Genomic DNA, 11,346 nt, shown 5'->3' with positions numbered 1-11,346 from the left:
CTGAAGCTAAAGTGACACAAGTGGTTTCAGCAGAGGGCGCGCCTTCTTTACTGCGGCATCGGCATCGGCATCGGCATCGGCATCCGCGGCTGCAGAAGGTCAAATCTTAATCAGCCAGTCCACGGCGGGCTGGTAGTCATCACATCGACGCCGTCCTCGGTGATGTGCACGGTGTCCCGCCGGAATACCGCGCCGATTCCCTCCTGCCACACATAGCCGGTGATCGCCAACACCATGCCGACCTCCAGCTCGTCGTATTCGCCCGCGGCGAGCAAAGGCTCGGACACCACCGGCGGATCGAAACCCAACCCCAATCCGTGCGCGATCGGCATCGGCGGTATTGGCTCGCCGGCCGACTGATAGGCGGCGAGCAGGTCGGAGGTGGGTGCGCCGGGGCGGCAGGCCCCAAGCATGCTGTCGTGCAACGCGTCCGACCGTCGGAAGAGCTCACGGGGAGCGTCACCGACCGGCCGGGTGCAGCCCACCTCGGCGACATAGCCATTCGCCAGTGCCCCGGCGGCGAACGCCACCAGGTCGCCCGGCCGAGCCTCGCCGGAATCGGCACGGCGCCAAGGGTGTTCCTTCGACGTCACCCAGGCGGCGTCCTGAGTGGCCGGCGTGCTCACCCCGCCCGCGGCCATGGCCTGCATCATGGCAGCGGCCAGTGTCCGCTCAGAGACTCCCGGCGCGAATTCGGACAAAGCCGCGGCGAGTCCGCGTTCGGCGACGCGCAGGGCGGTGTCCATGGCCGCGATTTCGTCAGGTGTCTTGATGCGCCGCGCCGCGCGCATCGCCGGCTCCGCGTCGACGAGGTCGGCATTGGGGAACGCCTCGGGCAGCAGCGCGGCGAAAGTGGGTGTGATCGCATCGGATCCGACGCGGCGCGCCGTCTCGGCACCGTCGATCTTCTTCAGCACGTCGATGAGCGTCATCGGGTTCCACGCCAGTCCGTAGAGGTGATCGTGCCCGATCTCCTCCGGAACCCCCTCGTCGTCAGTGCTGTTGAGGTAGATGTCCCTGGAAGCGCGCACCACCACACACATGGGACCGAACGGCCGCGTCCCGGCGATCCAGAGCTGCGGTGCGCCGGTGACATAACGAATGTTGGCCTGCCGCCCGAGCACCAGGACGTCGAGCCCGTGGGCGTCCATTTGGGCCAGTGCCCGTTCCCGACGGCCCATCCGCAATGGGTGGGGGTCGGGCACAACCTCAGTCGCCATAAGGGGAGTAGGGGTAGTCGGTGATCGGCAGGTAGCCGTCTTCGGTGATCACCACGATCTCTTCACTGCGGTAGCCGCCTGTCCCGTCCTCCCACACCACTGGTTCCAGAACCAGAACCATCCCGGGCGCAAAGACGAAGTTGTCGTCGAATTCTTCGCCGAGATCCGTTCCGATCATGGGCGCTTCGGCGGGGTAGGTGCCGATGCCGTGGCCCAGGTAGAAATGCGGTAACCACGGTTTGCGGCCACCGTTGGCGGCGATCGCCGCCCGCGCCAGATCACCGGAAGTGACACCGGCTTTGGTCGCGGCGAGCACCGCATCCATGATGGCCCGCCATTGCCGGAACTGATCCTGTTGCCGGGGCGTGGGCTGCTCGCCGACAACCCAGGTACGGCCGAAATCGGAGCAGTAACCGAGGTAGGTCATGCTGATATCGGTCCAGAGCACATCACCGGCGGCGAGTTCACGATCGGTGGGCAGCAGCGGCAACGCAAGGTCACCGTGGGTCGTCCAGACTCCGGTTTCGCGCGAGCTGGGCATGACCTGCCAGATGGCCTCCAGCATGTTGGTGGTGGCGCCCAGCTCGAAGGCGCGACGCACCAGCGTGGCCGAAAGCTCGGTCTGACGCACGCCCGGGGCCAGGGCCGCCTGCACGTCCACCATCGCCTCTTCGGTGATGCGGGCCGCCCGGCGAAGGCAGGACAGCTCATCTCGCGTCTTCACCAGCTGCGCGGCACCAACCACGATCGCCGCGTCCGTCGGCGCGCCCGCGGGGAACAGGTTGGGGCCTGCCCTGCGCATCGCCCCGGTCAGCTCGTCGACGCCGATGTTCGCGCCCGGCGGAATCAGCCCGGCCAGCTCGCGCGCGAATTGCCCTACGCCGTGGTCGAATTCGAGGTAGACCGGGCCGTGCAGGTGGTCGTCGGACACCGGGGGTGCCGCGGACGCTCCGCCGCGGAACGGCATGAACAGGTGCGGATGTTCGTCGTCGGCGAGTACGACCGCGACCGGGCGCTCCACATGCGAGAGGCCCGCGTCCAGCAGCGGCCAGCTGGCGCCCGTCGCATACCCGACGTAGCCGTTCATCGACAGGATCAGCGCGTCGACACCATGGTCGGCCATCGCGGACCGCAGCCGCGCCCCGATTTCCGTACGCATGCGTGCCCGGTCCGGTTCGTCGGGTATGTCGATCACCGAGCCGTGGGTGAGTGAATTCGTCATCAGATACCCAAGTGGTGCGAGCAGTCGGACGACCACGTCACGTTGTCGATTCCGATCTCAAGGGTGCGGGTTTGCGACGACATCATCGTTTACTCACCATGTCACCGGAAGCTCGTATAGGCCATAGGCCAGCGCGTCGTGTTTGAACGGCAGCTCTTCCACCGGCACCGCGAGCCGCAGGCTCGGGGCGCGACGCAGCAACGTGGGCAAGACGATCTGCAGCTCCATCCGGGCCAGCTGCTGCCCGACGCACTGGTGGCGGCCGTAGCCGAAGCCGACGTGCGGGCCGTCCTCCCGGCGCAGGTCGAGCCGCTCGGGCTCGGGGAATTGGCGGGAGTCCCAGTTCGCCGGCGCCACGTCGAGGATGATGCCCTCGCCGGCGCGGATGGTCTCGCCGCCCACGTCGATGTCCTCGACCGCGATGCGGCGCTGGCCCGTCTGAATGATGCTCAGGTAGCGCATCAATTCCTCGACCGCGACGGCAATCTCCTTCGGATCGTCGCTGTCGCGCATCCACGCCAGCTGGTCGGGATGGTCGAGCAGGGCCGCGACGCTCAGGCTGATCATGTTGGCGGTGGTTTCGTGACCGGCGATGAGGACGCCGGTGGCCAACTGCGCGGCCTCGCGGACGCTGAGCTCTTCGGCGTTGACCCGCTCGGCGAGGTCGGACACCAAATCCTCCGAGGGGCTTTGCATTTTCGCCCGCACCAGATTGGCCAGGTACTTCGCCAACGATGCCGCGCCCTGGGCCGTGTCCTCCTCCGTCGCGTAGCGGCCCATGCCCCGTTGGGCTTGGGCCTGGAAGAAGTCGGCGTCCTCGTAGGGCACACCCAGCAATTGGCTGATGACCAGCGATGGGACGGGCAGCGCCAACGTGCTGACGATGTCGCCCGGCTTGGGGCCGGCCAGCAGCGCGTCGATGTGATCGTCGGTGATCTGCTGCACCGCCGGGCGCAGCGCCTCAACCCGCTTGAACGTGAAGGGCTTTGACAGCATCCGCCGGAATCGGGTGTGTTCTCCGGCGTCGGAGGTGAACACCGATCGCGGGCGCTTGTGCACCGTCGCGAGCATGCCCTCGTTCCAATGTGGATATCCCGGCAGCCGGTCGTCGACGCTGGCGCGCGAGTCCGTGAACAACTCCCGGATCGCCTCGTAGCCGTGGATCAGCCACGGCGTGCTGTCGTCCCAAATTCGCACCCGGCTGAGCTGCTTGTCGGCGTTGAGCTCCAACACCTTTGGGGGCGGGGCGAACGGGCAGCCCGGGGCCCGCGACATCGGGAACTCCGGGATATCGGTGGCGGTCGAGACGTCGGTCATCGTTCTCCTTGCTGCTGGCCTGCTTTGGTTTTCGCCGGACTAGCCGGATGCCGCACCCACGTGGACCGGTGCGCGCCACAGGCCGACGATGGCGTCGATCAGGCCTTCGCCGGCGACCGGCCAGGCCGAACGCGACCGTGGCCCGTGTTCGGCCAGGGCGCCTTCGTGCTCGGCGCAGGTGTGCATGAGCAGGTTGCGCACCATGACCATGCGTTCTGAACGCACCCGCTTGGGCAGCTCGGGGAGGCAGCGATTGATGCCGTCGATGGTCCGCACCAGCAGCGGCGACGTGAGCGCGTCTTTGGTGACGACGTGGCGGTAGGTGGGGTCGGCCATGGCCTGGGCGGCGAACCGCGCGTACCAGCTGGGCGTACCCAGCGCGTGCAGGTGATCGGTGAGGGGTCGCACCAACGCGCCCACCCAGTCGCGCAGGTCGATCGAATCGTCGACGGCGTCCAACATCTGCGCCCGGAGCTCCTCGATGGGTTCCCGATGCCTGCTCTCGATCGCCCGGAGCAGGTCGGTCCTGGTGCCGAAGTGATAACAAGCCGCGGCGTTGTTGCCCTGCCCTGCCGCCTCGCTGATCTGCCGATTCGATACGGCATACATGCCGCGTTCGGCGAACAGCACCTCCGCGGCCGACAGGATCGCGTCCCGCGTACCCGTCGATCGGACGGACCGGGCCATCCGCTCGGCGGTCATCGCCTCAGTGAACACCGCGTGCCTGATTAAATCAAGCAGTTTATTTAATAGTTTGGTCGCCGGGCGGTGTGCTACGCGTCCGCATTGGAATCCCGTTCCGTCAAGGTGATTTCATTGCTGCGACGCCCGGGCCGGCCCGCACGGGAATACAGTCGCCGTATGAATCCGCTCCAGCGGCTGGCCGCCAATCCGACGGCCTACCGCCGGCTCGTCCTCAATGGCCGGCCGGTCGCGGAAGCCGTCGAGGCGCTGATGCGGTTCGTGACGGGTGGGCGGCTCGGCGTGCTGGACCTGGCCGGCCTGCCGAACGTGCGGATCACGACGGCGGGACGCAAAACGGGCCTCGCCCGCACGGCGACGGTGCAGTACGTGCCCGTCGACAATGGGCTGTTGCTGGTCGGTTCCAATTGGGGTCGGGACCGCCACCCGTCGTGGTCGGCGAATCTGAAAGCCACGCAGCGGGTTACCGTCCGCAGGCGCGGGCAGCGCTTCGTCGCGGCGGTACGGTTACTCACCGGCGAGGAGCGGGACAAAGCGTGGTCAGAGGCGCTGGCGCACTGGCCGAACTATCAATTAGCCCAAGACCGCGCGGGCGGGCGCCAGTTCCGCCTGTTTCTCCTCACGCCGCAGATCCCATCGCGACGCGGCGGGGACTAACCCGGATGCGACTTTTTCAGCTTCGCGATCTCGTCGCCCCAAACCGACTGCGCACCAGCATCACCCACGCGATAGATCTGGACCGTCGACCCGATGGCAGCGGCGAGAACGAGTATCGCGATGGTCGCCCGGACGACCACGCGGCTCTTGTCCGAGCGGCGTTCGATCACGCGCATCACCACTAGCACCAGCGCGGCCGCCAGCAGTGCGGCGGCGAAGTAGGTCATCGTCGCGCCCAGAGTGGCGTGCTTCTGCAGGATGGCGCTGGGTTTGGCCCTCAGGTCGTAAAGCCATTCCCCGGCGTTCACCGTGATCGGCGTCAACACCATGGTGGCGACCGCGAATATCAGAGCGAGCCACAACAGCGGGCCCCGACGCGCCGTCGGCCAAAACACGCACACGATCTCCAGCAGGGCGGTCAGCGGTACCAGCACGACCACGAAGTGCAGCAGCAGGGCATGGGCTGGCATGCCGTTGATGATGGTCATCGGGCTCCTTGGTGGTGGGCGGTCAGTTCGCGCTCAGCCGCCGAGGCCCTTCTTGATGGCGGCATCTTGTTTCTGACCAACGTCGTTGACGAAATCCGCGGGGGCCAGGGTGTCGGGCGGGCCGTCGAACTGCAGCGTGACGAAGGCCCTGCCCTCGGTGAACAGCAGTATCGTCACGCCCTTGCTCTTGTCCGGATTGTTGCCCAATAAGGTCGTTCCGCCGGTTCCGACGTTGGCAGCTTGCGTCGTCGGGTTCTTGATCACGTCACCCTGGGCGCCCTTGGCCGTGTTCAACGCGTCGGTGGCGGCGCCGGGGTCCGCGAACACCTGGATGGTGTCCTTGATGACGTGGCTGCCGTCCTCGTCCTTGAACGTCGTCGCGACGCCCGGCTGGCCATTCGGGTTCGGGGTCGGTGGGGTGGCGGTGAACGGTATCGGCGCGTTGATGTCGCTCGCCTGGATCAGCAGTCCGGTGTACTCGCTCGGCTGCGCGGCGGCCGACGACGTCGGAGCCGAGCTGTGCGCACTGGTGGCCGAGCTGGACGACCCCGACTTCGACGGCGTCGAGGTCGTCGAATTCTTGCCGCACCCCGCTATCGCCACCGCCAGCGCCGCCGTCACCGCGACGCCCGCGGCCACCGTCCGTGAAGTCCTCATCGCTCGAGCTCCCTTCCAGGCCGCCTTCGGCGCCACCGTCGAGTTCGTTCCCGAATCGCACAGTACATTGCGGCGCGGCGCCACCGTGGCGCCGAAGGCCCCGAAAGAGATGAGGGGCTAATCCAGTTGGTCGCGTAGGCAGCGCAGGGTGCTGGCCAGAATGCGCGAGACCTGCATCTGCGACACCCCGATGCACTCGGCGATCTGGCTCTGCGTCATCGATTCGAAGAATCGCATGCGCAAGACCTCGCGTTCGCGCTCGGGGAGTCCGGCAACCAGGACGCGCAGCGCTTCCCGGTTGGTGATGTGTTCGATCTGCGGGTCGATGCCGCCGACCGCGTCCGCGACCAGTCGCGGTGTGCCCGAGCTGTCGGTGCCCACCGGCGCGTCCAGGGAATCCAGCCGGTAGGCGTCGCCCGCCACCAGGCATTCCACGATCTCCTCGCGCGGGACTTCCAGCTCCTGCGACAACTCGCCCGCGGTGGGTGCGCGTCCCAGTTTCTGGGCCAGATCGCCGGTCGTCCTGCTGATCTGCACGTGCAGTTCACGTAATCTCCGCGGGACCCGCATGCCCCAGCTGTAGTCGCGGAAGTAACGCCGAACCTCGCCCATCATGGTCGGCACCGCGAAGCCGATGAAGCTCGGGCCCTTATCGGGATCGAACCTGTTGATGGCGTTCATCAGGCCCAGTCGCGCCACCTGGATGAGGTCATCGAGCCCCTCGCCGCGGCGGGCGAAGTGGCTGGCCACGTGGTCGGCCAGGGGCAGGCATCGGGTCACGATCCGTTCGCGCTGGCGACGGTATTCGTGCGACTCGGCCGGCATCCGGCGCAGCAGCACGAACATCTCGACCACGTCGTCGTACGAATCGTCGGCTTTCTTGTCACGGCACGGCGGGGTGGACGCAGGACGGGCGGGAGCAATCACATTGGTCATAGGCGCACGCGCCCGTTCGCGGCGCGGCTGATCCTGAAAACTTTGGTGCACAAACATTTCTGCATTACTGACTCACTCCTCTGAGTCGTGTGCAACGAGACTGGCAGCTATGCGCACGTCGCCTCACTGCACCTGTATCCGCAGGACTGGTCGGTAATCGAACGCGCGGGTTACCGGCGGGAGATGACTCAGGTGTTTGTCGCCGGAGCCATGCCAAGCTCAGTAGCCATGCGGCTGACTGGCCGCTTTGGGCTAAACGGCGACACGTCCAGAACGGACTTCGTTTACGACTATACGCCCCATTGCGTGCGCCCGCGATCGCTCACCCCGAGTCGGCCCCGGCCCTTGTCCCACCCGTTTGCACCGAACAAACAAACCGCATCGCAGCAAACCTCCTGACGCTTGCCCGGGCCAGCACTTTCACCGCGCGAAATGGACCGTCGGGATTACTCCGGTTCGAACCGGCGGCCGCCGGCAAAGCGGAGCGGCATTTCTCAGGTTAACCGGAGTCGACCGCGCCCATCACATTCCGCGCGTGTCGGAAGGCGCCGGCTACGGTTCTCATTTCTGGCCCGGCTGGGTACTGTTCGCCTAATGTTCGTGACCGATTTCCCGCGACTTGCTCTCGACCCTAGCCGAGAGCCGTTCGCGCACAACGCATTATGACGGCGATGAATGCCGGCGGGCGCTCGCTGGACGGGCGCGGCGTGGTGGTGGCCGGCGGCAGCCGGGGGATCGGGCGGGCGGTCGTCGAGCTGCTCTGCGGCCTGGGCGCGGGCGTGATCGTCAACGGGCGCGACGCGGAGGCGGTGGAGGAGACGGTCGCCGCGGTCACGGCGTCCGGCGGGCATGCCAGCGCGGTGGTCGGACCCGCGGACGACGAGCGCATCGCCGGCGTCCTTGTCGATGACTGCGTGCGCAGGTATGGACGACTAAATGGGCTGATCAACTGCGCGGGGATCGCCGAACCACCCGGCTCCTCGATTCTGAACATCTCGCCGGGCGACTTCGACCGCTTGATCAGCGCTCACCTCGGCACCGCTTTTCACACCTGCCGGGCGGCGGCTCCCGTCATGGCCGCGCAGGGGCACGGCGCCATCGTCAACACCAGTTCGGTCGCGTTTCTGGGCGACTACGGCGGCACCGGCTATCCCGCGGGCAAGGGCGCCGTGAACGCGCTGACGATGGCCATCGCCGCCGAACTGAAAGGCCACGGCGTGCGAGCCAACGTGGTGTGTCCCGGCGCCCGGACCCGGCTGTCCACGGGTGCCGAGTACGAGAAGCACATCGAAGACCTGCACCGGCGCGGGCTGCTGGACGAGATGACCATGCGCGCCTCGCTCGACAGCGCGCCGCCGGCCTTCGTGGCTCCGCTCTACGCGTATCTCGTGAGCGACCTGGCGCGGGCCGTCACGGGCCAGATCTTCGTCGCGGCAGGCGGATTCGTCGGCGGCTTCGACCGGCCGACGCCGCGGGTGCTGGGCTACCGCGACCACCGCGACGGCGAACCCTGGTCGCTCGACGATCTGCACGCGATGATCGGCGCCGCGCAAGCCGCGCACTGATCGACCCGGGCGGCAGCAAATCGATCTGGTCGACGCCGTGGCGGTGTCGCCACGGGCCGGGAGCGGCGCCCCCGGGCGCCCTGATTTCACCACTGATGCACGGGAAAGTCGCACGTTGTGGGTGTGCGGGGCGGCCCGGCGGCCTACGCTGTCCTGCGAACCGCAGGAGGGCGTTTTGACAATGCAACCGAACCCGCTCGACCCAGTTGCCAGCGAACGGCTGTCGCACGCAGGCAAAGTGTTCACCTCTGATCTCTCGATCAACGAATTCGCCTTGTTGCATGGGGCCGGGTTCGAGCCGATCGAGCTGGTGATGGGCGTCTCGGTCTACCACGTCGGTTATCAGTTCACCGGGATCCGGCAACAATCCGAGCTGCCCGTGCTCACCGACGCGACCTACCGGGCGCGCTGGAACGCGATGTCGCGGATGCAGGCGGAGGCCGATTCGCTGGGCGCGGACGGCGTGGTGGGTGTCCGCCTCGAATGGCGCCATCAGGGCGAGGGCGAGCATCTCGAGTTCATCGCGGTCGGCACCGCGGTGCGATACACGGAGAAGCCCGGAGCCTATCGCCGTCCCAACGGGCAGGCGTTCACCAGTCACCTGTCCGGGCAGGACCTGACCACCCTCCTGCGATCGGGATTCGTCCCGGTCGCGTTCGTGATGGGCAACTGCGTGTTCCACATCGCCGTGCAAGGGTTCCTGCGCACGCTCGGCCAGGTGGGGCGCAACGCCGAGATGCCCCAGTGGACGCAAGGCAGCTACCAGGCCAGAGAGCTGGCGATGTCGCGCATGCAAAGTGAGGCCGAGCGCGATGGCGGAAGCGGCGTCGTCGGGGTGCACTTCGCCATCTCCAACTACGCCTGGGGCCATCACACCGTGGAGTTCTACGTCGCGGGAACCGCGGTGCGTCGCGGCGGTGCGGCGCAGCCGGTGACGCCGTCGTTCGTCCTGCCCATGAGCGATTGATGACGAGCCTCGATCACGAGCGGGTCGGCCAGTCCATCGGAGCGGCCTTGTCGGGTCCCGGGGGAGTCGGGCTGGTCCTTCGGGTGTTCTCCGGCGTACCGGGGGTGATTTCCACTGCCGCGCGCCGCGGCTTCTTCCGGTCGCAGCCGGAACGGGTGCAGATCGGCCACTGGCGTTATGAAGTCACCCCCGACGGCCGCCTGAGCGCCGCCCACCTGGTGAACGGCATCGTTCTGGGCGAAGAGGTCCTCGCCGCGGCTGCCGTCGGACCGCACATCGCCCGCGCCCTCGGGCAGCTGGTGACCGGCTACGGCCCAACGATCATCCCGAACATCGATGCGGCCATCGAGGTCCTCGATGCCGGGGCCGGACCGCGCTGACGCCGCCCGCTCGCCGGTTGCCTCGGGGCTCGGTTCGAGCGCCGGTCTACACGCGTCCGGCGGCGAAATCGGCCGCCTGGTCAACCAAACCGGCCTCGACGTATTGGCGGTGCGCGACGGGGTTGCCCCCGTCCGAACAGACCGGGTCGCCGGGCACGCACAACTCGATGGTTTTGGCCGAATAAGGGGGGCCGATCGTCACGGGCGGTTCGTTGAGGATGCTCATGAACTGGTTCGACGGCTTCCCAAAGAGCGCGAGCGCGGCCACGTGGTTGGAAACCTCGGCCGGCATCGGCTGCAGCGCCTGGACCAGGTGCACCCCGTCCGGCACCGCGCTCTCGGTGACGAAACCAATCACGGCCGCGCCCTGGGAGTACCCGCCCAGCACCATCCTGGTTCGGGGGCAGGAGACCGCCATGTGTTCGACGTGCGCGCCCGCGTCGCTGATTCCATCCACGGCCCTGGGGAAGTCAGTGGTCGCCGGGTAGTCGACGGGATACACGCCCACGGACCTGCCGCCGACGCGCGGCCGCAGGCTGTCGACGAAGCTCTGTCCGATCCGGCCGATGCCGGGCGGCTCGTTGGTGCCCCGCGCGAACACCACCTCGACGTCGGGGCACGGCCCGGCTGCCGCGACCGGAACGGCCGGGAGCGTCCAAAACGCTGCCAGCACAGCACAAATCAAACCGCCGAGACGATGCGCCTGCACAGCGTGATTTTGTCACAGGGTGACTAAGTGCGCGCGTTATGCGGTCGCGGCCGCCGGCGTGCTACCGCGCTTGCCGGTGCACCAACGAACCGGCGGCCCGGAGCACGCCGCGAAACGCGTAGGCGGCGGTCACCACGGTCAAGATGATGAGGAGCACGAACATGGGCAGCCAGTTGCCCCGACTGTGGTCGACCTCCCACCAGATGATGGTGAACAGCACGACACAGAGCAGCAGCACCACGTCCCGCCAGTTGCCCCGGTAAGACAGCGCCGCCTTGCGCAGCGCCCGGCCCCGGTCCGCGGTGTCGATCAGGTCGTCGATGCGGGCGTCGATGGTGCGTTGCAGCTCGGCGCGCCTCCCGGCGGCCTCCGGCGGCAGCCGGTCGAGCAAGTCCATGTCCTGTTTGATCAGCCCCCGATAATCCGGGCCCCGGAATTGCCCGGCGGCCACGGCAAGCATCGCGCCGCCGAACACGGGCGCGCTGTTCAGAGCGATCTGTCCGAGACCCGTCATGCCCGCTCCTTA

At 67.5% G+C, this 11,346-nt stretch carries 13 protein-coding genes; 4 read left to right on the top strand and 9 right to left on the bottom strand.

Features of this window, described 5'->3' with window-relative positions; translation table 11 throughout:
- Nucleotides 1–110 precede the first annotated feature (110 nt).
- From A5711_RS02440 to A5711_RS02425, 4 genes are all read right to left on the bottom strand, one after another.
- Nucleotides 111–1,220: a Xaa-Pro peptidase family protein gene (locus tag A5711_RS02440; RefSeq protein WP_067943701.1), complete on the bottom strand. Its 1,110-nt coding sequence runs from the start codon at nt 1,218–1,220 to the stop codon at nt 111–113.
- Complete coding sequence (locus tag A5711_RS02435; protein ID WP_067943699.1) at nt 1,210–2,442, bottom strand: Xaa-Pro peptidase family protein; 1,233 nt, start codon at nt 2,440–2,442, stop codon at nt 1,210–1,212. Before A5711_RS02435 ends, A5711_RS02440 begins: the two co-directional genes overlap by 11 nt.
- Nucleotides 2,443–2,535: 93 nt before the next feature.
- The gene (locus A5711_RS02430) at nt 2,536–3,759 is read right to left on the bottom strand and encodes a cytochrome P450 (RefSeq protein WP_067943696.1); all 1,224 of its coding nucleotides are present in this window, start codon (nt 3,757–3,759) and stop codon (nt 2,536–2,538) included.
- Nucleotides 3,760–3,798: 39 nt separating this feature from the next.
- A complete protein-coding gene (locus A5711_RS02425; RefSeq protein ID WP_067943694.1) occupies nt 3,799–4,476 on the bottom strand; it encodes a TetR family transcriptional regulator in 678 nt (225 codons plus the stop codon).
- 144 nt (nt 4,477–4,620) lie between these two features.
- Between A5711_RS02425 and A5711_RS02420 the strand changes: the two genes are divergently transcribed.
- Nucleotides 4,621–5,118: a nitroreductase family deazaflavin-dependent oxidoreductase gene (locus A5711_RS02420; protein WP_067943693.1), complete on the top strand. Its 498-nt coding sequence runs from the start codon at nt 4,621–4,623 to the stop codon at nt 5,116–5,118.
- Here A5711_RS02420 and A5711_RS02415 read toward each other — a convergent pair.
- The 3 genes from A5711_RS02415 to A5711_RS02405 all read right to left on the bottom strand — a co-directional run bounded on the left by A5711_RS02415 (nt 5,115) and on the right by A5711_RS02405 (nt 7,199).
- Nucleotides 5,115–5,606, bottom strand: a complete 492-nt coding sequence (locus A5711_RS02415) for a DUF2231 domain-containing protein (protein WP_067943692.1) — start codon at nt 5,604–5,606, stop codon at nt 5,115–5,117. The two genes, A5711_RS02420 and A5711_RS02415, sit on opposite strands and share 4 nt — an antisense overlap.
- A 33-nt stretch (nt 5,607–5,639) precedes the next feature.
- Entirely contained in the window at nt 5,640–6,263 is a 624-nt protein-coding gene (locus A5711_RS02410) for a hypothetical protein (protein WP_067943691.1), read from the bottom strand.
- Between the two features lie 117 nt (nt 6,264–6,380).
- On the bottom strand, nt 6,381–7,199 hold the full coding sequence (locus A5711_RS02405) for a SigB/SigF/SigG family RNA polymerase sigma factor (protein WP_067943689.1): 819 nt from the start codon (nt 7,197–7,199) through the stop codon (nt 6,381–6,383).
- Between the two features lie 671 nt (nt 7,200–7,870).
- On the opposite strand from A5711_RS02405, the gene A5711_RS02400 reads away from it, so the two are divergent.
- The 3 genes from A5711_RS02400 to A5711_RS02390 all read left to right on the top strand — a co-directional run bounded on the left by A5711_RS02400 (nt 7,871) and on the right by A5711_RS02390 (nt 10,111).
- A complete protein-coding gene (locus tag A5711_RS02400; protein ID WP_156744729.1) occupies nt 7,871–8,764 on the top strand; it encodes an SDR family NAD(P)-dependent oxidoreductase in 894 nt (297 codons plus the stop codon).
- A gap of 181 nt (nt 8,765–8,945) precedes the next feature.
- Entirely contained in the window at nt 8,946–9,731 is a 786-nt protein-coding gene (locus A5711_RS02395) for a heavy metal-binding domain-containing protein (protein WP_067943685.1), read from the top strand.
- The gene (locus tag A5711_RS02390) at nt 9,731–10,111 is read left to right on the top strand and encodes a DUF5073 family protein (RefSeq protein ID WP_067943683.1); all 381 of its coding nucleotides are present in this window, start codon (nt 9,731–9,733) and stop codon (nt 10,109–10,111) included. The genes A5711_RS02395 and A5711_RS02390 overlap by 1 nt, the downstream gene beginning before the upstream one ends.
- Nucleotides 10,112–10,157: 46 nt before the next feature.
- Here the strand turns inward: A5711_RS02390 and A5711_RS02385 are convergent, their stop codons facing one another.
- Both A5711_RS02385 and A5711_RS02380 read right to left on the bottom strand, forming a co-directional pair.
- Nucleotides 10,158–10,793 carry a cutinase family protein gene (locus tag A5711_RS02385; protein ID WP_369827332.1) on the bottom strand — a complete coding sequence of 212 codons (636 nt, stop codon included), beginning with the start codon at nt 10,791–10,793 and terminating at the stop codon, nt 10,158–10,160.
- A gap of 88 nt (nt 10,794–10,881) precedes the next feature.
- Complete coding sequence (locus A5711_RS02380; RefSeq protein WP_067943679.1) at nt 10,882–11,334, bottom strand: hypothetical protein; 453 nt, start codon at nt 11,332–11,334, stop codon at nt 10,882–10,884.
- Nucleotides 11,335–11,346 lie beyond the last annotated feature (12 nt).

The sequence above is a fragment of the Mycobacterium sp. E2238 genome (genome assembly GCF_001672665.1).
GTDB lineage: Bacteria > Actinomycetota > Actinomycetes > Mycobacteriales > Mycobacteriaceae > Mycobacterium.
This window is presented reverse-complemented; position numbering and strand designations above follow the sequence as displayed.